Source organism: Mesorhizobium sp. WSM4847 (genome assembly GCF_055811335.1).
The window spans coordinates 119104-142196 of the sequence record NZ_JBVVPY010000012.1 but is presented as its reverse complement, the minus strand read 5'-3'; the positions used below and the strand labels follow the sequence as shown (position 1 = coordinate 142196).

At 59.0% G+C, this 23093-nt stretch carries 20 protein-coding genes and 1 pseudogene; 7 read left to right on the top strand and 14 right to left on the bottom strand.

Going from position 1 to position 23093, the window contains the following annotated elements; translation table 11 throughout:
- Position 1 precedes the first annotated feature (1 nt).
- The 6 genes from AC0L28_RS18900 to AC0L28_RS18875 all read left to right on the top strand — a co-directional run bounded on the left by AC0L28_RS18900 (position 2) and on the right by AC0L28_RS18875 (position 6597).
- Positions 2–775, top strand: coding sequence for a thiazole synthase (locus tag AC0L28_RS18900; protein ID WP_473479406.1), 774 nt, complete (start codon positions 2–4; stop codon positions 773–775).
- A complete protein-coding gene (locus AC0L28_RS18895) occupies positions 772–1377 on the top strand; it encodes a thiamine phosphate synthase (RefSeq protein ID WP_473479404.1) in 606 nt (201 codons plus the stop codon). Before AC0L28_RS18900 ends, AC0L28_RS18895 begins: the two co-directional genes overlap by 4 nt.
- Positions 1368–2120, top strand: a complete 753-nt coding sequence (locus AC0L28_RS18890; RefSeq protein WP_473479402.1) for a hydroxymethylpyrimidine/phosphomethylpyrimidine kinase — start codon at positions 1368–1370, stop codon at positions 2118–2120. Before AC0L28_RS18895 ends, AC0L28_RS18890 begins: the two co-directional genes overlap by 10 nt.
- 739 nt (positions 2121–2859) lie before the next feature.
- Complete coding sequence (locus AC0L28_RS18885; RefSeq protein WP_473479398.1) at positions 2860–2988, top strand: hypothetical protein; 129 nt, start codon at positions 2860–2862, stop codon at positions 2986–2988.
- A 141-nt stretch (positions 2989–3129) separates the two neighbouring features.
- Positions 3130–3882 (top strand): carbonic anhydrase, encoded by a 753-nt coding sequence (locus AC0L28_RS18880; protein ID WP_473479395.1) that lies wholly within the window; start codon positions 3130–3132, stop codon positions 3880–3882.
- A gap of 174 nt (positions 3883–4056) precedes the next feature.
- A complete protein-coding gene (locus tag AC0L28_RS18875; RefSeq protein ID WP_473479393.1) occupies positions 4057–6597 on the top strand; it encodes a two-component system VirA-like sensor kinase in 2541 nt (846 codons plus the stop codon).
- Between the two features lie 127 nt (positions 6598–6724).
- Here AC0L28_RS18875 and virB11 read toward each other — a convergent pair whose 3' ends face one another.
- From virB11 to AC0L28_RS18815, 12 genes are all read right to left on the bottom strand, one after another.
- Positions 6725–7765, bottom strand: coding sequence for a P-type DNA transfer ATPase VirB11 (virB11, locus tag AC0L28_RS18870; protein ID WP_473479389.1), 1041 nt, complete (start codon positions 7763–7765; stop codon positions 6725–6727).
- Entirely contained in the window at positions 7749–8891 is a 1143-nt protein-coding gene (virB10, locus tag AC0L28_RS18865) for a type IV secretion system protein VirB10 (protein WP_473479386.1), read from the bottom strand. Before virB10 ends, virB11 begins: the two co-directional genes overlap by 17 nt.
- Positions 8888–9769: a TrbG/VirB9 family P-type conjugative transfer protein gene (locus AC0L28_RS18860; RefSeq protein WP_473479384.1), complete on the bottom strand. Its 882-nt coding sequence runs from the start codon at positions 9767–9769 to the stop codon at positions 8888–8890. Before AC0L28_RS18860 ends, virB10 begins: the two co-directional genes overlap by 4 nt.
- The gene (locus AC0L28_RS18855) at positions 9766–10479 is read right to left on the bottom strand and encodes a type IV secretion system protein VirB8 (RefSeq protein WP_473479381.1); all 714 of its coding nucleotides are present in this window, start codon (positions 10477–10479) and stop codon (positions 9766–9768) included. Before AC0L28_RS18855 ends, AC0L28_RS18860 begins: the two co-directional genes overlap by 4 nt.
- Positions 10476–10634: a type IV secretion system lipoprotein VirB7 gene (locus AC0L28_RS18850; RefSeq protein WP_082827328.1), complete on the bottom strand. Its 159-nt coding sequence runs from the start codon at positions 10632–10634 to the stop codon at positions 10476–10478. The genes AC0L28_RS18855 and AC0L28_RS18850 overlap by 4 nt, the downstream gene beginning before the upstream one ends.
- A 27-nt stretch (positions 10635–10661) precedes the next feature.
- Positions 10662–11549 (bottom strand): type IV secretion system protein, encoded by an 888-nt coding sequence (locus tag AC0L28_RS18845; protein WP_473479378.1) that lies wholly within the window; start codon positions 11547–11549, stop codon positions 10662–10664.
- A gap of 58 nt (positions 11550–11607) precedes the next feature.
- Entirely contained in the window at positions 11608–12288 is a 681-nt protein-coding gene (locus AC0L28_RS18840; protein ID WP_473479374.1) for a TrbJ/VirB5 family protein, read from the bottom strand.
- Between the two features lie 13 nt (positions 12289–12301).
- A complete protein-coding gene (gene virB4, locus AC0L28_RS18835; RefSeq protein ID WP_473479372.1) occupies positions 12302–14671 on the bottom strand; it encodes a type IV secretion/conjugal transfer ATPase VirB4 in 2370 nt (789 codons plus the stop codon).
- A complete protein-coding gene (locus AC0L28_RS18830; protein ID WP_473479370.1) occupies positions 14671–14997 on the bottom strand; it encodes a type IV secretion system protein VirB3 in 327 nt (108 codons plus the stop codon). The genes virB4 and AC0L28_RS18830 overlap by 1 nt, the downstream gene beginning before the upstream one ends.
- On the bottom strand, positions 14997–15362 hold the full coding sequence (gene virB2 / locus AC0L28_RS18825) for a pilin major subunit VirB2 (RefSeq protein ID WP_473479368.1): 366 nt from the start codon (positions 15360–15362) through the stop codon (positions 14997–14999). The genes AC0L28_RS18830 and virB2 overlap by 1 nt, the downstream gene beginning before the upstream one ends.
- Before the next feature lie 14 nt (positions 15363–15376).
- Entirely contained in the window at positions 15377–16159 is a 783-nt protein-coding gene (locus AC0L28_RS18820; protein ID WP_473479366.1) for a type IV secretion system lytic transglycosylase VirB1, read from the bottom strand.
- A 74-nt stretch (positions 16160–16233) separates the two neighbouring features.
- Entirely contained in the window at positions 16234–16599 is a 366-nt protein-coding gene (locus AC0L28_RS18815; protein ID WP_473479364.1) for a hypothetical protein, read from the bottom strand.
- 858 nt (positions 16600–17457) lie between these two features.
- Here AC0L28_RS18815 and virG point away from each other — a divergent pair.
- A complete protein-coding gene (gene virG / locus AC0L28_RS18810) occupies positions 17458–18183 on the top strand; it encodes a two-component system response regulator VirG (RefSeq protein ID WP_473479361.1) in 726 nt (241 codons plus the stop codon).
- A gap of 54 nt (positions 18184–18237) precedes the next feature.
- On the opposite strand, the pseudogene AC0L28_RS18805 reads toward virG, so the two are convergent.
- Positions 18238–18743: pseudogene (locus AC0L28_RS18805) on the bottom strand (IS66 family transposase); the annotation flags it as partial.
- Between the two features lie 127 nt (positions 18744–18870).
- Entirely contained in the window at positions 18871–22944 is a 4074-nt protein-coding gene (locus tag AC0L28_RS18800; protein WP_473479359.1) for a Ulp1 family isopeptidase, read from the bottom strand.
- Positions 22945–23093 lie beyond the last annotated feature (149 nt).

Below are 23093 nucleotides of genomic sequence, written 5' to 3'. Positions count from 1 at the left end.
CATGTTCGAACTTCTCGGGACGACGCTTCCTTCCCGCCTGCTTCTCGGCACGGCTCAATTCCCTTCGCCGGCCATCCTTGCCGATGCGGTCCAGGCGTCGGGCACGGCGGTGGTAACCGTTTCCTTGCGCCGCGAGATGGCAGGCGGCAGGGCTGGCGAAAAATTCTGGTCGCTGATCCGCTCGCTCGGCATGAGAATCCTGCCCAACACGGCCGGCTGCCACTCCGTCAAGGAAGCGGTCACGACGGCGAGAATGGCGCGCGAATTGTTCGACACGACCTGGATCAAGCTCGAGGTGATCGGCAACCACGACACTCTGCAGCCTGATGTGTTCGGACTGGTCCAAGCCGCCCGCATCCTGTGCGAGGATGGATTTTCGGTATTCCCCTATACCACCGACGACCGTGTTGTCGCCGAGCGGCTGCTGGAGGCGGGCTGCAAGGTCTTGATGCCGTGGTGCGCACCGATCGGTTCCGCCCTCGGACCGATCAACATAACTGCGCTGCGCTCGATGCGCGGACATTTCCCCGGCGTCCCGCTGATTGTGGACGCTGGCCTCGGGCGGCCGTCGCATGCGGCGACCGTCATGGAACTCGGCTTTGACGCCGTGCTCCTGAACACCGCTGTCGCCAAGGCGGCCGACCCCGTCGGCATGGCACGAGCATTCGGCAAGGCGGTCGAAGCCGGCCGTGAAGCTTTCTGCTCGGGAATGCTCGAACCGCGCGAGGTTGCCGAACCATCGACGCCGACCATCGGCAGGGCAGTTTTTTCATGAAGCTCGATCCCTTCTACCTGATCGTCGACAGCGCTGCCTGGATAGAACGGTTGGCGCCCATCGGCGTCAAGCAGGTTCAGCTTCGCATCAAAAGCATGAATGAGACCAGGTTGCGCGCCGAGATCCGCAAGTCGAATGCCTTGTGTGCCCAACACAAATGCCAGCTCGTCGTCAACGATCATTGGCGCCTGGCAATCGAGGAAGGCTGCGATTTCGTGCATCTCGGCCAGGAGGATTTGCAAACCGCCAACCTCTCGAGGATACGGGCAGCCGGCGTCAGGCTCGGATTGAGCACGCATGATAATGTCGAGCTGGAAACGGCCATGTTTGCGGAGCCCGACTATATTGCGCTCGGTCCGATCTATCCCACCATCTTGAAGAGGATGAAGTGGACGCCGCAAGGGCTAGAGCGGCTCGGTGAATGGAAGCGCCGGATCGCGCCGACACCCCTGGTCGCGATCGGCGGCCTCAATCCCAACCGGCTCGAGGATGTATTCGGTGCCGGTGCGGACAGCGCCGCCGTGGTGACCGACATTACATTGAATCCCGACCCGGAAGCGCGAACACGCGAGTGGATCGAAAAGACAAAGCCATGGCGCTGAGGCGCGAACCCCATGTGCTTGTCGTCGGCGGATCGGATTCCAGCGGCGGTGCTGGAATAGCACGAGACATCGAGACGATCACTGCCATTGGCGTGCGCACCTGTCTTGCTGTCACCGCGCTGACGGTGCAAACGCACGACGCCGTCATGGAAATTAATCGTTCGCCACCAAGCCTGGTGGCCGATCAGATGCACGCCGCGCTGCAGGCCAACGAAGTGGCGGCAATCAAGATCGGCATGCTCGGAACAGCCGAGACCATCCTTACCGTTGCGGCGGTGCTGCGCGAAAATGGGCAAGTGCCGGCAGTACTCGACCCTGTGCTGGCCTCCACTTCAGGCCACGCACTTCTGGAAGCAGGCTCTATCGATGCCATGAAGCGCGATCTGATGCCACTTTGCTGCATTGTCACGCCCAACCTCCCTGAACTGGCGCTCCTTATTGGCTCCGAACTGGCAGTGGATGAGGACGGAGCGCTCCAACAAGGACAAAGACTGCTGGCCGTCGGTGCTCAAGCCCTGCTGATTAAGGGTGGGCATGCGTCGGGACCCCGATCGACCGATATTCTGTTACGCTCCGGTCATGAACCCATCCCCTTCGATGCACCGCGCCTTGCCGCATCGATGCGCGGAACAGGTTGCGTGCTGGCCAGCGCGATTGCGGCGCATCTGGCGAAGGCGAAGCCGCTCGAAGACAGCGTGCGCGAAGGCAAGCTGTTTGTTTTCGAGAGGCTTCGGCACGATTGATCTTGCCGGTGATGACTACGGCCTGGGCGTTGAGAACGTCGAGCGTGGTGCGCTGGCCGACATCGCTGCTCGACGACGCCATTCAAGGCAAGTCGGGCTGTGGTGTACGTGGTCCATGCTGCAGTCACTTGCTGAGGACCAGAGCGCGGCCGACTCCTCGTCGGGGCGCCGCTGAGCTTGTTATTGTCCTCACCGTAGGTATCGATCCGGGCCTGATTGGGCGATTCCTTATTCCGTCGTACAAGCGCCGAAGTGCGGCCATCCGAATAGATCGGTGTGGTCAGCGTCGCGCCGATGCTGGCTGAGTAGTCGTGCCGTCCTGCTGGCTGGCAATAGGTGAGGTGTTGCGACAGGCGCTCGAGACGCCAGCTGAAGTGGAAAGCTGCCGTGGCAGCAGCGCACCTTCGGCCGTTGCCACTCAAAACGCTACCCCGTCGACCAGAGGCTCCGAGGCGACGATGGCGGGTGCTCGCTTGATGCGGTCGCGATTGCCGCATCGAGACTCGGGGCACCAGCTTCCACACGGGGGCGGCCCTGAGCTGCTTGAGGAGGCGAACGCTTCAATAGCAAGCCCGCCGAAGTGAGGCGTCCTCAGAAGTGCCGCGGATTACGCGTGAATGCATCCAAAACGTGAATGTTCTTAATTGAAGCAATCGATTTCTCTAGTCGACGGATGATGAATATGAAGGCGTCACGAGGCCGAGGATGCGATCTGGGATACCCAGGGTAATCGGTGGTCGTGGAGGCAACGACCACGTATTCGGCGCAGATAGCTCGGAATGGCCGCTACAAACCGCATACCGTCGGTGAGGACAATGACAAGCTCAGCGGCGGCCCCGACGAGGATGTCGTCTATGCGCCGACGTGAAGCCCTGCGCGATGCTCTGGTCGTATGCCGAGTTGTTCGGCGTAGTTGCGATGATGTTGCCAGATCACAGTTGCGACCGCAGTTCCCGCCATGCCAACCGCAAATGATAAACTCCAGTTCACGTCCAGGAGCGAAAGCAATATGCATCGTCGTAATCTGATCAAAGGGTTCGTTGCACTCGGCGCGTGTTCCATTTGCGCTGATGCCGCAGGGGCGGCGGGCACCCATTGGGGATATGCCGGCCCGGCCGGGCCCGAACACTGGGGCGAGCTGGACAAGGGAAATTTCGTCTGCTCGGCGGGCACGCAGCAATCGCCGATCGATATCAAGGGCGCGGTCAAAGCGGATATTCCGCACATCGCCATAGGTTGGCACAAGGCCGGCGGCAGGATGGTGAACAACGGCCACACCATCCAAGTCAACCTGCCGCAAGGCAGCACCCTCACCCGCGGGGATCGTGTCTACGAACTGGTACAGTTCCATTTCCATGCGCCGAGCGAACACTACGTGGCAGGCAAGAATTTTCCGATGGAAGCGCATTTCGTCCATAAGGACACCGACAGCGACACTCTGGGTGTGCTGGGCGTGTTTCTGGCGCCAGGCGCGATAAATGCCAGCTTCGCCAGCCTTGCCGCAGCATTTCCCGCAATCTCAGGTGAGGAAACAGCGGTCGACGAGGTCGAGCCCAACGGGCTTCTACCGGCCTCACTTGGCTACTGGACGTATGCGGGATCCTTGACGACTCCGCCATGCACCGAAAACGTCGAGTGGATGCTGGCGACGGAACCGGTTGAGGTCGACCCGGCAGACATGGAGCGATTTACCTCACTCTACCCCCTGAACGCGCGGCCTATCCGTTCACCCAATCGGCGCTTCATCCTAGGCCTCGGCTGAGGTCCCCGTCACGGGCGAGGCCAGGCTGGCGCGCTATATCGACGTCTAATCCCCAATATCGTGAGGATGCGCTCCGCGTCGCTGAGGCCCTTTGGGAGCTCATCCTCGTCCTGGGAGCGGATCAAGACCAAGTGGGCGACGATCTTAAACCGTCTTTATGAGGGAGAGGTACACGTGGCTTTCCTGTTCCAACAGCATCCGGCAGCACACCGAAGGGATGGGGAGCTAGAATTCAGATTGGACCTTCGCAAGGCGTGCACCGCGGATCAAACGCCGTTTCCTTGGGAAAAATGGCTCAGTACCGACAAAGTATTTGTAATCGCACTAGCGGCCTGGTTTGTGCTCTTGGTCGGGACACAAAGGCAGGCCCCCCAGATCAACGAGGCGGCCCTAAGCGAGCTGCGAACGATTCAGATCAACTCCGCATTGCTCCAGCGCGACGTCGACCGCGCTCGGACCGATATCGTATTGGACTACCGTTCGGTTGCTTCTACCGGACAGGCATTGCAAAGGAATCTTAAAAACTTGCAAGGCCATCTCGAGATTTCGCCAGATGAGAGCTCCGGAGGGCACTCCAGATTGCTTGCACAGCTCAAAAAGTCCATCGAACACACAGCGGCTGCCATCGCAGCCTTGGCCGCGCAAAATGAGCTTATGCAAAGCTCTCTCGCAGACTTTGCTCGCTCGGCTAATAGCCTTGAGGGGGCACCGTCAAGCAGGCGTGAACTTTCCAATCTGATCCTTCAGTTTTCGGCCAGGCCGGGACTCAGCCTCGCATCACAGATCGATTGGTCTCTCGACCGACTTGCTCCGAGACAGGACCAAGCCGCCGAGGATGTTGTCCGCAAGGGCCGCGCTGTCCTGTCGGCTATGTCTAGGTTGGACCGCGCTGCCAATCGGATCGCATCCTTCGACACGCGCGCCAAGGCCGCTGAACTGGAGCGAGAACATCTGAAAGGCTATAGCTTGGCCAGCTCGCAAGCGCAGCATACGCGACTTTTCTTTGGCTCGGTGTCCATATGCCTCTGCTTGTTTGGGATCGTTCGGGCCTCCAGGCTGCATGTGCGCACGAAACGGTTGGAAAGGCGGTTGGAGCTTGAAGCGGCAATGAGTGAGATCGAAGCTCGCTTCAACGACAGTCAAGCAACGAACGTCTCGCTGCGCTTCTCCACCGAAGCAGCTCTTAGAGTCGTTAAACGCGTTTTCGATGCGGATCAATGCGCGCTTGCTCTGGTGGATCCGAGTCTCAGCAGGCATACCGAGTGCTTTGTGGCGAACACGCGCATGCGCGTCTGGAACGCCGCGCTTATCGACGAAGTCGTCTCACTTATCGACGCAGGACAGCCAGTGTTTCGCGTCGTTCCGGCGCCGCAAGTGGTTCGGACTGCCGTAGGCACTTCGGGTGTTTGTCAAATTGTTGGTTGCAGGGCCTCCGATCAGCAGGCTGCGGTTTGCATCCTTGTTTTTGAAGGAGATCGCTCACTCCCCTCAGCAGACGACCTCCAGGTTCTTGGCAGCGCCACTGTGCGTTTAAGCAACCATCTTCAAATGCAACGTGTACACGCGGAACGCAACCTTCTCGTGAGTCAAAGGGAGCATGCGGAAAGGCTGAGGACGGTCGGCACAGTCGCAAGCGGCGCTGCACATGAATTCAACAATACTTTAGGAGCAATAATCGGCTACGCAGAGATAGCCAAACGTCTTGTGCGCGGCCCATCGAGAATTCGGAGCCACATCAGCCAAATCATTTTGGCCGGCAACCGAGCCAAGCTGATCGTTGACCAGATTTTGTCACTAAGCCGGAACCGGAAGCGCGCGGTAATGCCTTTCGATGTCTCCGAAATTGTAATGGATCTTGCGCCATTGCTGAGGGTTACAGTTCGTGCGGATGTTCAGTTGAACTTCAAGATCAACGAGTGGCAAACGGTAATCGAGGGCAGCCCAACCGAGCTACAGCAGATTCTTATGAATCTGTGCAAGAACGCGTCGGAGGCTCTCTTGAATGAGGGCCGTGTCGAGGTTAGCGTTTCTCGCGCCCACGTCCGTCAAACGAAGCGGCTCGCTCAGGGCACCTTGAGACCGGGAGATTACGTTCTCCTCTCCATCAGCGACGATGGCCCAGGGATCGCAAGTTCGGTACTTCCGCATATCTTTGAGCCCTTTTTTACCACGCGCTCTCGCGTCGGCGGGACCGGACTGGGTCTTGCTGCAGTGGACAGCCATGTGAGCGCGCTCGCAGGATGCCTTGACGTCACCTCGGCTGTTGGCCGAGGTACGCGCTTTGATATCTACTTACCGGCCTCCGAGGAGGAGCCAGTCAGCGCTGGCATCGCTTTCGGTCCATACGACGGATCATTCGGCAACGGAGAAATCATTGCAGTCGTCGAGCCCGATCCAGCAGAGTTGGAGATCTACAAGGACGAGGTCGCCGCGCTGGGTTATAAGCCGGTCGGCTTCGCGACCTTCGAAAGTCTTTGCGGCTGGATCGAGAGCGGGAAGGCAGCTGACCTGCTAATTTTGGGTAAAACGCCTTTCCTCGAGCGAGGACAGGCCGAATCCGTATGCCCCACCCTCATGACGGTGCCTGTCATAGTTGTCGGTGAAATCGACCCCATGCCGGTCACATCTGATAATCAGGCCTTCGTCCTTTGGCTAGCGAAGCCGGTCTCGTCCAGGGCAATGGAGCATGCAATTCGTACAATGATGATGGCATGATGCCGCCGACTCGCTCAGGCTACCCAAGCAATCTGAGAAGGCCCGTCAAAAAGACATCGAAGCAGAACAAAATGACGCGTCACATCACAATCGACTTATCGATCCCGAGACGCTGTTCTAGCTAGCCTTAGTGCTTGTTAAGAAGGTCGGCTACTGTCTCTCCCCGTCGCCGGGCATCGGCGGCGAGCCATACCTCTCCCACCTCATACACTTCGCCTTGGGTACGGAACGGTACAATGACGTCAATGGCAGCCGACAGCATGTCAAGAAGCGTGCGGTCTTCCACAGCGGCTCCTTGCGGGCTGCTCTTGACGAGTGAAAAGAGCTTTTTAAAGCCTTGGACCGGATCAGCCCCATGAATCGTTGATATTGATCCCGCATGGCCGGAGACGACTTCGCTAAGGTAGGCCCAAGCAGCATCATCGCGCATCTCGCCAAGCAATATTCGATCAGGGCGCATGCGCAAGCTGGCTTGCAACAGTTGCTCGGCTGTCACCGCACCTACGCCTGCTCGGTCCTTCGGATAGAGTAACCGGACATGGTTCTCGTGCGGGATTGCAAGTTCGAGCGTGTCCTCGATACTTATCAGTCTCTCTTGCGGGGGTATAGCGTTGATCAAAGTCTTGCTCATTGTCGTTTTGCCGCTTCCAGTAGGTCCGCAAAGCAGCATCGTGAGCCGCCCGCAAACGCACGCTTGCAAAAATTGCTCCAAGTCACCATGGTCGTAGTGCTGAAGAATCGTTTCGTCCTGCCGCTCTTGGCGCTCCTTTCGTGACCGCCATTGATTCCAACGCGAGTATTCGTAGCGAGAAGAAACTTCCTTGAGTTCGGTCACACGACTTGAGGGACGCCGTATCGTCAGGCTTATTGTTCCTGAGGGAACAGCTGGCGGCAAACAGATCTGCAGCCGCTCTCCGTTCGGCAGCTCAGTCGCACAGAGGGGGCTTTGCGGTCCGACATCTTGCTTGCGCAGCGCTCCAGCGAGGATCGCGATGTCCTCCAGATCGTCATAAGATAGCGGCAGCGGATGTTTCGTGAAAACGCCGGCCTGTCGGACAAAGGCTTCCCCAGGCCGGTTGATAGCGACCTCTTCGGTCCTTGGCTCCTCAAGCCATTTCAGAACGGGGTCGAGAAGCAAACGCAATTGAGGATCAGCCTCCGATCGCATTGTTGTCTCTCCGGCGTTCGCGATGTTGGGGGGCTGGCGCCACGGCGGTCGCTCTAAGATCGTATACATCTGAGAAATCGAGGTCCCGAGCCACAAAGATGGATACAGCATCTCCCTGGTTTTTCTTCAGAGTTGGCGGAACGTTGATCGTCGCTCTCAGTGTCGTCTCGACGGCTTGTCCGCCATTGCTCTGGAAGCTGTTGATGCCGCTTCCTCCGCCAGAGCTGGCCGCGTATTGACCGGCCGCCTGAAACGCGCCTTGGATGACGCTCATGAGCATCGCTCCGCCAAAGCGTTGCCAGAAGTGATTGTCCACCGTGCCAGGCATTCCGGAGCGGCCGAGCTCGTCAGCGCCCGGCGATGCTATCGAAACGAGGGCATGGTCAGGTGTTTCGATGCGCGTCCACAGCACGAAGACACGCGCATCCCCCTGCTGGAGACCGCGCTGGATCTCGCCAATCACGGTCGTCCCGCGATCCAAGAGCACGACATTGTTGGTGGCGCCGCGGACGGCTTTAGGTAAGACGCACTTCACATAGCCGGGTAAATTTGTGTCGACTGCCGTTTGCAAAATGCACGGAATGATCGTTCCTTGAGTAATCACGAGATCAGGGTGCGGCATAAGTGTGGCCCGGCTCGGCTCCTGTATATCTGGCTTCAATCGGCCTGACAGATCGCCACCGTTTGAAATCTCATCCGCGGTCGCGGGAGCATCCTTATGGTTGTCTTCGCTCCGCTGACCGTCATTGGGCATTTGACTGCTGCTACTGTAGGCGAAAATTGGCGTTTCCTCGGGCGGCGGATCAGCTGGCGCCGGTGGGGGCGGCGCGGATGGCGCAGGATCTCCTGCCTGGGCCGCCTGTACGGGTGCTGGAGGTTCGGGAGCAATCTCAATTGGCACAGGGCGGAATGGCTCGGCGTTGGCGACAATTGGCGGTTTTGGCTGAGACGGATCGTCTTGTGTGCCGGGACGACCTCCGAGCCAGATGAGCGATAGAGATGAGACGAGAACAAGAGCAGCGACGGCCAACTTCTGCAATCCCGAAACATGCCGGCGGGCCGGCTCCGAGACCATCGATCCGGATGCATGGACATCATGTCCCGACTGTGGGCCGGTTTCATTCATCGGCCCGAGCCTTTCAAAACGCGCCACACGTCGGGTGTCACTGTACCGGTCACTGGCGCTCGTCCCACAGGATCATAAGCCCTGTTGAAAATGGACAAGACCGTATTGCCATCTCTCAGACGCCATTCCCGGGCGACTGCGGATACTTCAACATAGTCCCCTTTGACCGTGTAATTGGCAGCGGCTTCTTTCCCGTCGGGATTGATAACGTAGAGGGAGGGTATGCGGGAATTGCTTGCGAAGCCAAATACGGTCGTAAAGCCATTATCGAAAACTTCCAGCGGCGCCAGCGATCGATCGCCCTTTGCGACGTAGTGAAAATTGCTTTCGTCCGGACTGGCAGTTGCGGCGGGCCGATTCAACAAATCCTGAACTCTCTGGTCTTGCAGCACTTTCGCCCGGGCCTGGCCAAGAATCGAGCGCCTTTCTGCTTCCTTTCTCTGAGCAGCAGCCTCATCAGCAGGATAGGTGAACTGCACACTGTAGTATAGGTCTGGTTGCTGCTCATCAAGTTTTGGCATCGGTTTGGTTGAAATACTGAAGACGTATCTGCGTGTACCGGACTCGCTCTCGGCCAGCACGATGACCGGCTGCGGCGACAGCATCCGGCTAGCCTTAAAAAAGAGATAGTTGGCGCGCGGGAGCGCAGCCAGGTCTTTGCTATTGGAAACGGCCACGGCTGCGACGGTCTCGTTGGCCGCGAATGTGACAACCAGCGTTGCCCCCACTGCGGTCGATAGGCGCACCACTTCGTCGGGACGGTAAGCCAGGTAGCGCATCCGCGCATCATGCTTGCCGGCAAGTGGCGTGTCTTCCGCGCACGCTTCCGTCGCGAAGAGGAGTGAACAGGCCAGCGCGAAAAATGCTCTTTTTGTCATGGCTGCGCATAGCCCAGGTTCGATACGGTATCTTCCGAGGCTTGATAGGAGGTGACGAGTAGACCTCCCGGATTGGTGAGCCTCGATTGGCCAGGCAGACCCGTCAGGCGCTCGTAACGGATGGTAGCTGTCCATGTGGTCACTATCGGCATCTGCCCATCGACAACAAGCATACGTTTGTATCGGATCTGTTGAACGTCGGGACTGAGGTCGTTTGAGGAAATATGCCCGACCTCGAGCTTGCCGCGCTTGCCGACCGTGACTTGCGGCGAGGTGGGATTTGGATAGTTGAAGAAATCTTGATATTGCTGTTGCACAGCCGGTGCGCTGAAACTGGACACGAGGTCATAGGCGTATTGGGCTGTATCTGCTGTGTAGCCCTCGCGCAGGCGTACATATTCCCACAGCGAAGCATTTATGACGGCTCGGTCTTGAGTTGCGGGCAGTCGAGAGATTGACACTTCGCTGTCAACGGTCCCGTCCGGCCGCACCCAGAGGAACACAGGTACGAGCTTGGCCAACGGGACCATGGCAGCGATGGTAAATGCCTGGGCAACATTTCCGAGGACCGCCGCTGCCGCAAAGGCTATAAGGGCCTTTGACAGGCGCCGCGCAGACTTCGCTCGTGAAGTTTGAAACGCTTCCACCTTCTTGTAGTGAGCAGCTAGCGTTTCTCTCTCCACCAGAAGGGCATGTTCAGGAAATTTCACTTGGGCTCTTCCGTACACTCAACCTGAAGATCCTCAGGTGTGGTTTCCCATTGTCCCGCGTTCAGTTGGAATGGCGTACCCGTGCAGGTCGCAAGCCGATCGGTTGTCTTGCAGGCCGCCAAAGCGAGGATTGACAACAGTAGATAGCGTTTCATGTTTTTGATACCGCGCTTGTTGATTGATTAACCACGTGCCGTTTTGGCAAAGTAGCGATTGAGGTTGTTTGGAGCTCGGTTCGCCCCTGACCAAGAGCCGCCGGCGATGCTGCTGGCGATCGTCGGAAGTGCGACGATCAGAGCGTCGCCAGCCAGGAAAAGCATGTCGATCTCGTAAAGCCCGATGATCTTGGCTGCTGTCGTGCTCGAGAATTTGATCATAACAAGCATGGCTGTCAGCGCGACTGCTTCGGCCGCGATAACTATCGTCGCAACGATGTTGAGAAGGAGAAGCAGCAGCCCGTACGAGACAAGTTGGCCGATCCATCTGGTAGCCATGTCTCGAGTGTGATCAAAAAGGTAGCCGACAAGAACCAGGGGGCCGATCGCCAAGAGCACCTTCGTCAAAATTCCAACGGCATCATAGATTTCGAACGCTGTCCACAGCGAGCCGTAGAAAATCCATTGCGCTCCCTCGAAAGCAAGTGTGTCCTGGCCGTTCATAGGCCCGATTTCGGATGCAATCATCTGAAAGGCATACTGAGTTGAAGCAAACATCCAGTCGAGCTTCCGGGGAATATCGACGAAGGGTAAGTCGCTGCTACTCATCTGGTGAGCAAGCCTTGGAATCGTGTCGTCGAACACCGTTTCAATGTATTTCTGGTAGTTGGCCTGCCCTAAGATAAGGCCGACGACAATCGACACCATGATTACGCGAGAGATACCTCCACGCGCATCGACTTGACCACGCATGACCAGACAGCCTTGGATTATTATCCAAAGCGTCACACAAGCAACCAGAGGCGCGCTGATCGCCTCTTGGATTTTTTCAAGCACGTTGTGCAGCCCTGACGTGAAGGCCACATGAAAGACCGTGTGTATGGCCGTGAATGGCGCGGGAATGCTGAAATTCATGGCATGAGCCTGATTTGTCCCTGATCAGCGGAGTTGAGCCGGATGAACTCTGTGTGGTTCACGGCAGGCTGAACATCTTGGCGGTGTCCTGGCGTTCCCGACGCTGCGTGGCGGCCTCCTCCACTGCGTGAAGGCTCCCTTGTGCAGTGGCCATCGTCAGCAGACTGGTGGCCTGGACATTTTGGATGATCGCATCGTGAATCTGCTTGAGGACCAGACCGTTGGTCACGGTGGCCTGCACAATATTTCTCGAGCTGGAAAGCTGACCAAGCGTGTTGTCGTTAGCCCTAAGGCGCTTGTCCATTACGTCCAGAGTGTCGGCTGCAAGACCTGCGGCATTGGCGGCACCAGCGATTTGCCCCTCTAACAGTTTCCCTTCTGCATCGGTGCCGGTGACTATCCGAGTTGGGTCCTGCGCAATGTTACGCGCCATGGTCGAAACTGGCGCCCGAGCATCAAACATCTGCCCCTCCAGCTTATTGCTCGACGGGTAGTGATTTCCTTGGTTCAGTGCGCCCAACAGTCCTGTGACACCGAATGACGACTTTAGCATATCCACCATTTCGATCGTGGTAGCGAGCGTCGCGATTGACCTCTCAAGGATCGCCGCATTGGAAACCGCTGTTAAGGTCACTTGTGTTTCTGTTAACGGGTCGCTGACGACAAATTGCGACCGGGCCTGTGTGCTAAGCAGAAAGGAAGCAGCAAGCGTTGTTGCTGCAAGCTTGGCAAATCTCATGAATATTCCTCCGTCAGTCTTGAATTTCGTGGTAACGAGCCATGAACTTGTCGAGCCACCCACTTGGGGCATCTCCGTACTGGTCACGAAGCTGGTCGGCAAAGCGCACGGTGTTGGCCCGCCCCGAGAGTACGGCTACATACTCGCGCATCTGCCCAAGGTCGAATTCGCAAACAACACTCCCGCTGTCGCGCTTGAGCAAAAACTTGCGGCTGCCAATTGCCATTCCCTGGCGGATTGCCTCGAACTCCTGCGTGGTGCACTTCAAGCCATCGACATACGCAGCCCGATCCGCCGTCGGTGATGGGTAGAAAATCTTCGTCATGCATTGTGCAACGAGACTAGCTCCGAGGGGCGATTGAAGCACGTGTTCAGGCTGCTGCGTTGCGAGTATCAACATCCCGTTGTTTTTGCGGACGGTGAGCAAGAACTTGTCGATCACAGCCGAGAACTGGGGGTTGAGCAGATAGAAGCGAAATTCGTCGCAGCTCATGACAAACCGACGGCCATCGACAACAGCGCCCACGCGGTGCAGAAGATATGCGGCAGCCGGCGCGCAGACCTCCTCAAATTCCAGGAGCTGCGTCATGTCGAAGCCTGTAATGGAGGCATCCAGTCTTACTTCGTCGACATCGCCGTCAAAGGCCCATCCAAGCGCATTCCCTCTACACCACCGCTGCAGCCGTGCTCCTGCGCCCTCGGAGGGGCTGTGCAGCAGAAATTCGCGTAGGCCCGCAATTGAGCGCATGACGGGTTCGAACGAAAGTTGACGAACAATGCCACGTTCTAGTCGACGGCTTTCCTCCGGCGAGATCGGACCACGGCCGTCACTCTCGATTAGGGCCATCAACCATTCGCGCAGAAAGTCCAACGAGGCGGAGGTGTTGTCCAGTCCACGCAAGGGGGCCAAGCCGCTCGGAGCGCCTCTGCGCAAGGCTAGATATGTCCCCCCCGTGGCTCGCACCAGCAGTTCACCACCCCGGTCCTTATCGAAAAATACGATGGCACCATCGCGATCGACCAGGCTTTGCTCAAGCATCGCGAGGATAAAGGTCATCAGCGTCGTCTTGCCTTTGCCGACGGGCCCGAATATCGCCGTCATGCCGACGTCATCCTCATGGGGGATGTAGTCGAAAGAAGTTCCACCGTTCGTGCGAAAGCGCGCAACCGCTTTGCCCCAGTGGCCGGAAGTGGAACCGCTTGGGAAGTTTTCAAATGACACAAGCCCGGCAAAATTGTGCGAGGTGATCGCCCCCGGGCGTGTGCGCCACCTGTTGTTCCCCGGAAGTTGGGACCAGTACGCGGCCTCCATGCCGATACCCTCTTGGACGATAACGGCGCCCGCGTCGGCCAGCCTTGCGCGCGCATTTGCTGCACGATCTGCAAGGCTGTTGAGGCTGTCGGCATGGACGCACAGGCTCAGATGATGCGAACCCATGACGAACTCGTTGCTTGCCAGTGCGTCCTCTGCCTCGGCAAGTTCATTGATCTGGGTGAGAGCCTTGTCGCCGGCGCTCGTCATCTGGCTGGACTTAAGGCTAAGCTTCGCATGAGCTTGTGGCCGAGTGAGGAAGGAAAAGCTCTGGCTGAGGACAAGCGGAAAGTTGGCGGACAGCAAGGGATTTAGCATGCCTGGCCGCGTGGTCGCGGGATATTCACGGAACGAAAACAATGATCCCACGGAGCTGCCCCCGGGTCGTCGAATCTCAAGCGCCCGCTTCCCGCAGATGACTTGGTCAGTGTAGATCGAGGCGCCAAGTGAGCCGGTAACCATCGGAACCGGGAGAAACCGGCACGTCATTATCAGCCGAAGCGCCTCACCGATTTCCGTGAAGAGCACGTTGCCTTTCTCACGAATACCCAACCGGCGCAGACCGTAACCGCCGAGCGACCCAGCAATGATCTGCCAGAGGTCCTCCAGGCTTCGAATTTGTGTGGCCAGATCGTTGTCATTGCGTCTGGGGGATTTGGCAATGCGCCAGCCGATCTTGCCGATTGCGGTGCGGGGGAACACGACGACAGTGAGGAAGTGATCGTTGCGAAACAGCTTGCCCGACAGCACACGGCTCTCATAGGCCTCGTTCAGACTGTCAGCGAATGCGCTTTGAAACTGGCGCGATGCCGGCTCCGGCACATCGTTGTTTCGCACAAGATGGGCGTATAGCGTGACATTGTCGTCGGCGATGTTGCGCAAGAGAGTGTTGAACGCGCGGCAGCGCGAGTTGCGCATCTCAGCGTCCTCCAAATCAAACGGCAGCCCGTTCACATGTGCCATGGCCATGATCGATCCGTCCTCCAGAAGGACAACCTGATCGCTTAGATGACCGACATACGGAAGGTAGATCTCGCCAGATCTCTCGGTCCGGCCACTGGCGCCAAACATTACACCATTCCTCTTCCGCGTTTCGGCACTCTGATCGGATTGGCGCTGACGCTCGCGCCGCCCCAGACCTGTCCGTCCACGCTTCTGCCGGCGGTCTGCAAATAGAGGAACGCGACGCTTGCGGCGTTATAGTCACGCTCAACGATCAGCCGTGCTCCGAACCAGAGTGGCACGAGCACGATTTCATAAAGTGGGTTCTTAAGGATAATGATGACGAGCCCCGCCAACATCATGAGCGCTCCGGCCAGCGTCAGCGGCACCCCCAGAAAAAGTGCGGGGCGTGTCGCCGCCACATAGAGGGTGCTCACTTCCAACCGGTCGCTCATCAGCCGCCGCCTATGAGCGCCTTGCCCAGGAAGCTGGCGCCAAACATGATGACGATTCCTCCAACGACGCCCGCAACCAGGCCAAGTGAAGCACGACCGAACATCCAGGAGATACCGATGGCCACGAGTCCGAGCACGGCCAGCGATTGTCCGAAGGGGCCAAGTATGAAGGTGCAGATATTCTGGACCATCTTGGCAGGATCCGTCCCTCCGGTCACCTGGGCCGCGGCTGGCCCGCTGGACAAGACCGTCCACGCAACGCCCGCAGCAGCGGCCGGTACATATTCAGCCGCCATGCGCAGCATGAAAAAAGGCAAAGGAACACGCGTTTTAAACGCACGAAATATTTTGAGTGGCTTCATCATTGCATCTCCATGATTCAATCGAATACGAGTTTGTTCGGGTTCGAGGGTTCCCGCTCTTCCGCAGCCTGGCTGCCTGTCGGACCGGAGGGATCGGCCCCGGAGCGGTTTGACTGATAGGAGCCCCAGATGTCCCAGGAATTTTGGTTGGGCTGCTTTCTATTGGCCTGTTGGCTCTGTTGGAGCAGAGGCGGCACGTCTTTCCGACCGGGTGCCTCGAGGTCTGGCACATCTTGAGCGGTGGGCTCCAGCGTTCGCTCAAGGAGACTTGACATGTCCTTTGCGGCCGACTCGACCTTGCGTACATAACCGTTGGCGAAGCCACGCGTGACGTCGCCCGTGTTATAGGCCGAGATGGCACGGCGAAGCGCCAGTTGCTGCGCCAAAGCAGTCGCGCCGCCGGCATACCGGCTTTCAAGTAAGTGGGCGGCAGCCGAAAGCGAGGCGCAGGGCTCGAAAGCCTTTTCCGGCGTGAGATTGAGTATGGGAAAGTTGTTGCTGTTTATCTGCATCAATCCAACGTCGACAGAATGTTGTGCTTCGAGGCGGTGCTTGATGCCCCGCGTGGCTTCCAGGTGATCTATCCAGCGAAGCTGCTCACCTGTGGTGTTGTCATGAGCCACCAGTGTTTCAAAGCCACTTTCAACCTTGGCAATCGCGGCGAGGGTGGACGGCGCAACCCATGGAGCGCATTTGCGCGACAGGCTGTGGAACTCACGGGGAGAAAGTGGCGCGGGCTCGGCTGGGAGTGACATGGATGTCAACAGGACGATGGCCAGGGGCCAAGCTGCAATAAACATTCCCTATCACCTACCTTTCCAAGCCGCCGGACGAGTTCTGGCCCTGTCCGGCACGCGCTTATCGGGGAGGTTTGTTACTCTGTGATGTTCAATTTCAGCTTTTCGGTTTCAACTGAAGCAAAGACCGTGTTCGTGTCAGCATGGGTGAGCATCTTGCGCATGCGTGAGTGCGCGGGCCCGATCAGCCAGCGACATCCGGAGCATCTTGGTATGATGACTCCTGTGCAGGATTGCTCGTCCCCGCCGTCCGTTGCTCTTGGACCGGGGCCCGCGACTTCGTCGTCATGGATGGTGATGGGATCTTCTGTCAGCGCCAAGCCAAGGACAAAATGGGAAGCTTGGCGGGTTTGTTCAGGCTCGGGATCACCGTGGGGAATCGACGAAGGCGATAAAGCAGCCCAACTTTGCCGGTATGCTGCCGGTGCTTTAAGAGCAGCCATGCGCGGCCCTGCACACTCAGATCATTGCTTGAGACGCGAGCTCGTCCGCGAAGCTGGCTCGAAGGCGCAAATCCGCGGGGGCGAGGGTCAACGGGGAAGACGTGGCGGCGCAGCCCATCCTGGTGCGAGCCTGGTTCAGCTGTTCGGCCGCCGCCGGCAACGGGTGGATCATGCACAGTCCCATCGGCAGAAAACCGCACGCCATTAACGGAGTGCGACGGCGCAATGGACAAGCATAGTGACACCCTCCAGATGGAGGGAGTTGCAGTAACTGAGAAATGTTAGCCCGGACGTTCACCGCAACCGGCGACCTGCCGGTCGCCCGAACAGCATTTGAGGCCGCCGGCCACCTTGGACGAAGCCGGCTTGGCAGGAGACATACTATTTGGCACAAGGCCGCTGCAGCGAATCACGGTCTTCTTCCGCCGACCGCCTCTCCGATCAACCAAACGCCGCGCTGCTCAACCATGTCCGAGCTGGATCCACGAGCCGGAGGATGTCGAGATGATCCAGGTCCGCAAACTCCAGGATGACGAGGATGCAAGGGCATAGCAGGAAACTTGGCATCCATGAGGTCGAACTCGAATGGTATTGGCAGGCCTGCACCAACGGGGGAGCTCGAAGCGAAAAAGCGAAGGACCACACGGCAGGGTCATCTCGGCGCTTGGACCTGTCTGGTGGCCACGGGCGGCCTGGGTGCGGTCAATTCGCCAGGGATGAAAAGACCAGGACGAGCACGGCCTCACATTGGCCGCACGCAACGGCGAGTGGTATCAAGGGGCAGCTGTTCTGCGTCGGCGCCCCAGGGTTGCTCGGCAACAGGTTTAGACAAGGGGATTCAAGATTGAAGGTGTGCCGTTGAAACATGTTCTTGTCATTGACGATGATGCCGCAATGCGGCGCCTCATCGCCGGGTATCTCACGATGCATGCCCTGAAGGTAACCGCAGTCCACGATAGCAAGCAGTTTGACTATGTTCTTTCACATGAGCCAGTCGATCTCGTGGTTGTTGACCTTAACCTAGGCCGGGAGGATGGACTTGCGATTGTCCGCAATCTGGCGACAAAATCGGATGTTCCTATCATAGTGATCAGCGGCGACCGGCTTGATGAGGCGGAAAAAGTGGTTGCACTGGAGCTCGGCGCAACCGATTTCATTCCCAAGCCTTTCGGGATGCGGGAATTCTTGGCCCGCATTCGAGTAGCGTTACGCGAGCGCATTTCTAGTCCGCGAACCAGAGATCAGCGCTCATTTCGCTTTGGGGCCTGGAAGCTCAGCGTGAAGCAGCGGCGACTGATCTGTGCGGAGCGTGGCGAGGTCAAGCTTACCGCATGTGAGTTCAATCTCTTGATCGCATTTCTGGAGAACCCCCGCAACGTGCTATCCAGAGAACGGCTTTTGCTCGCGAGCCGTGTGCGTGGAGAAGAGGTGTACGATCGAAGTATCGATGTCCTAATCATGCGCTTGCGTCGAAAGCTGGAGGCTGATGCGGCCAATCCTCGCCTAGTCAAGACATGCCGTGGTGCAGGGTACTTCTTCAACGCTGACGTAGACGTTAGCTACGGAGGTACCTTGGCCGCGTGACAGGAGCTATTCAGGAGATTGGCTGACGAGGCTGATCAAGCGTAAGCGGTGTTCTCAGGCCACGGCCTTTAGCTCGGGCGCCCGGATGTAGGCCAAAGGCAGCAGGTCATTGATCTGGCTGTTCGGATGGCTGTTGACGATCCTGGTGAGGACGTCGGCGACTAGCCGAGTGGCTCGACACCATTGAGCTTGCAGGTTTCGATCAGCACGCAATGACTGCCCAGTGTTCGGCACCGCCGTCGAGCCAGCGAAGAGCGCGTTCTTGCGGTTGAGCGCGATCGAACGGATTGAGCGCTCGACGGTGTTGCTATCGATCTCGATACGGCCGTCGTCAAGGAAGCGCGAGAGGCCTTCCCAGCGTGAGAGCGTGTAGCGGATTGCCTCGGCGAGCTTGGTCTTCTGACTGATCAGGCCGAGCTTTTAGTAAGGTTCAAGATCGGCGACAATAGCGCGGCTATTTTCCTGACGCATCGCACGGCGTTCATTGGCCGATCGGCCGCGGATATCGTCCTCGATCTTGAGGTCGGCGATCGTCTCAGCTCCTGGCTGGCGATCGGCGAGTTCCAGGCCTACAGTCGCCTGCCAACAGTGCCAGCCTGATCAATTACGGCGAGAGCTACCGGTCCGGAGATCGCATCAGCCTCTCCGTCGCCAAAGAGCTGTTCTGCTTCATCCCGGCCATCGAGCTCAACGCCCTGCGTCGGAGCGCTCTCTGCTTCTGGAGGAAGCCATGAGGTCCGCTCGGGCTTGATCGGAGGCTTGCCTGATGGGCGTCGTGGTTGCTTCGCTCGCCTGCCGCCCCGTGGCGAGGGTTTGCGGATTATCGGTCCTCTGCCTCTTCGCCGGTCTCAACAGCGCTGTGTAGTGTTCAGTGTTTATGATGACGCCCCCGGTGTTGCTCCTGTCAGGTGTACTCGTCAGCTCGTGCTGGGCCTCGCGCGACTTGCTCAAGTGCTGGTCAAACGGCGCTGGCGCGACTTGTCGGGCTTGCTGCTCTTGCAACACGGCTTGTTGCGACCCGGCTGCTGCAAAAGCTTCCGCGGGGATTGCGGCAAGCTCGTGCGGCAAGCGGCCCTGCCTCAGTCGGTTTTGCAGCGCCTGCCGGTCGGCAACGAGGTCGTCGAGGTGCAGCGGCCGCTGCCGTTCCGGCCACTCTTGGTTCGCCAATCTCTGAACCAGCGCGCGCGTGCCATCCACCACGAAGACGCCGCAATCAACACCGTTGTTCTGCTGCGCCATGACGGGTGTCACCAGGGTGGTCGCGTCCAGTCTTGTTGCGAGCTCTATTGCAGGCGCGTTGTTGTATCCCCGTCCATAGCTCTGATGGATGGAGTCGTAGTGATAGGCGACCGTTCTTTCCGGGTCGCGGCGATCAACGAGCAGCAGCGACCAATGCTCAGTGCGTCCCTCGTTCTCCGCCGTAGCCATAGGATTGCCACTGTTCACCGGCAGGAACACGAAGTCGGCTGGGGCGTCGTTTTGATGGTAGATCGACAGCAACCTACCTTGCACGTCCCCGTCGTGACGGCGCAGTTGCTGGGAGACCAAGGGATCCACCAGCCTTGTTCGGGCGGCGAGCGCTGGGTGGGCCGCCTGCAGGTACTGCTCCAGCAACTGGTAATCCCTGTGGATATGGACGTCGTCCAGCAGGTCGGTGGCCCCGAGAACCGCCCCCCGGGGGAGGTTAGACGAGCCTGACGGAAGCGTTCCGATCCGTGCATCGGAAGAGGTGGTCAGATCGACCAACGGAACACCGCGATAGGTGTCTGACAGCCTCGCGGTCGCTGGCGAGACGGGTCCTGGAGCCCTTGCCGGTACTGCTGCCGCTGCAGATGCACTCATCGGACCGCGATCGACGAGCCAAAAGTCGTTGCGCCCTTCTGGCCTCTCGGCGGCGTAGCCCTGACCTTTAATCTCGTAGTTCCATTGCGGCTTTTCCGCATCCGGCACGAGGTCATGGCGGTCCAAGAAAGAGAGCATCGCGTCTGGGGCGTGTTGAGTCCCATGGGGAAAGCCTTTGGGGACGGTGAATGAGACGTTTATGGAGTTCTCGATCGTAGCGGGGGATGCCTCAGACCTTGCGAAGGGCGCGGCCTCCGCATGCAGCCTTCCGATGTATTCGGACCTTGTCCCTTGAACCGATAGCCCTTCCAATGGCAACTGCTGCCTGGGAGGCTGCATCGGCACGCGGCCGGCTGAATTGCCGATTTCGCTCAGCGGCGGCTGAATGGCGGCGGCTTGCGGCGTATTCAGGGCCCTCTGCCTCTCCGCTGGCCGCAACAGCGCCGTCGAATGTTCATTGTTGATGATGAACCGCTCGGGTGGCAGGAGGTTGCCCCGGTCAAGCGCATCCGGCCAGGGCCGGTGTTGGCTGGCAGCTAACGCTGGCGGGGCGGCGGCCTCAACTCCGGCGTGCCCAGAGCCGGCCGCCGCGAAAGCGTCCGTCACGCTTCTGTCTGACGCAGACTCCATATCGCGAACCCGTCCCAACGCCCAGCGGAGATTGCGGCTGCCTGGAAGCAACGTCTCGGCGAATTTCATCCGTGAATCATGATCCAGCCTAGAGATCGTCAGGCCCCGACTCTCCAGCGCTTCAGAAAATCTGCGAAGACTACGACCATAGACAACACGGGAGGTTGAGGCCAAGCTGCTGTCACTGGCCACTTGTTCCAAGACCTGCGCGTCTGCCTTTGAGGGCACCGGCACTCGCCGCCGGCCAGGCGCCGAATAGCCCGGCTCATGATACGCACGCAGGACGTTCAATGCCGTCTTTATATCACCGTTTTTCGGAAAGAAAGCATCGACGTGATCGACCAGGGATTGGTGATTTTTTAGATCAGTCGCTTGGCCGCGAGCGCCGAGATCATTCGCCAATTGGCGAAGTGCAGACGTGTATATTCGGACCGTGCTCTCGCTATATTTTTGCTGAACCGCAGCGTGAGTGATCGCCCGATCAATAAGGTCCCGGTGTTCGTCGGACAGATGGGGATAGCGGGTAGCACGGGCGCCACTCGCGACAGGTTCGGCTCGGCGCGGCTCGGCCACGTGCTGCTCAAAGCCCGCTTGCCGGGCCTGGCCCGCAACCGGCAAGAGGTCATGGCGGTCCAAGGAAGAGAGCATCGCGTCTGGGACGGGTTGAGTCCCATGGGAGAAGTCTTTGGGGACGGCGAATGAGACGTTTATGGAGTTCTCGATGGCAGCGGGGGGTGCCTCAGACCTTGCGAAGGGCGCGGCCTCCGCATGCAGCCTTCCGATGTGTTCGGACCCTGTCCCTTGAACAGGTACCCCTTCCAATGGCAATTCACCCAACTGCTGCATGGGGGGCTGCATCGGCACGCGGCCGCCTGAATTACCGATTTCGCTCAGCGGCTGCTGAATGGCGGTGGCTTGCGGCGTATTCAGGGCCCTCTGCCTCTCCGCTGGCCGCAACAGCGCTGCGTAATGTTCAGTGTTGATGATGACGCCCCCGGTGTTGCTCCTGTCAAGTGTACGCGTCAGCTCGTCATGGGCCTCGCGCGACTTGCTCAAGTGCTGGTCAAACGGCGCTGGCGCGACTTGTCGGGCTTGCTGCTCTTGCAAGACGGCGTGTTGCACCTGCGACCCGGCTGCTCCAAAAGCTTCCGCGGGGATTGCGGCAAGCTCGTGCGGCAAGCGGCCCTGCCTCAGTCGGTTTTGCAGCGCCTGCCGATCGGCGACGAGGTTGTCGAGGTGCAGCGGCCGCTGCCGTTCCGGCCACTCTTGGTTCGCCAATCTCTGAACCAGCGCGCGCGTGCCGTCCACCACGAAGACGCCGCAATCAACACCGTTGTTCTGCTGCGCCATGACGGGTGTCACCACGGTGGTCGCGTCCAGTCTTGCTGCGAGCTCTCGTGCAGGCGCGTCATTGTATCCCCGTCGATAGCTCTGATGGATGGAGTCGTAGTGATAGGCGACCGCTCTTTCCGGGTCGCGGCGATCTACGAGCAGCAGCGACCAATGCTCGTTGCGTCCCTCATTCTCCGCCGTAGCCATAGGATTGCCACTGTTCACCGGCAGGAACACGAAGTCGGCTGCGACGTCGTTTTGATGATAGATGGACAGCACCGTATGTTGCGCGTCTCGGTCGTGACGGCGCAGTTGCTGGGAGACCAAGGGATCCACCAGCCGCGTTCGGGCGGCGAGCGCTGGATCGGCCTGCTGCAACTGCTGCTGGAGGAATTCGTAATCCCTCTGGATATGGGCGTCGCTCAGCAGTTCGGTGGCCCCGAGCACCGCCCCCGCGGGAAGGTTGGACGAACCTGACGGAAGCGCTGCGATCTGTGCATCGGAGGAGGTGGTCAGATCGACCAACGGAACACCGCGATAGGTGTCTGACAGCCTGGCGGTCGCAGGCAAGCCGTGTGCTGGAGCCCTTGCCGGTACTGCCGCCGCTGCAGCTTCCCTCATCGCACCGCGATGGACAAGCCAAACGTCGTTGCCTCCTTCTGGCCTCCGGGCGGTGTAGCCGTGACCTTTAATCTCGTAGTTCCATTCCGGCTTGTCCGCGTCCGGCAAGAGGCCCTGGTGATCCAGGAAAGGGAGCATCGCTTCTGGGACGCGTTGAGTCCCATGGGAGAAACCTTTGGGGACGGCGAATGAGATGTTTATGAAGTCCTCGAGCGCAGCGGGGGTCGCCTCAGACCTTGCGGAGGGCGCGGCCTCCGCATGCAGCCTTCGGATATGTTCGGCCCCTGTGCCTTGAACGGGTACCCCTGCCAATGGCAATTCACCCAACTGCTGCATGGGGGGCTGCATCGGCACGCGGCCGCCTGAATTGCCGATTTCGCTCGGCGGCTGCTGAATGGCGGCGGCTTGCGGGGCCCACTGCCTCTCCGCTGGCCGCAACGGCGCCGTCGAATGTTCATTGTTGACGATGAACCGCTCGGGTGGCG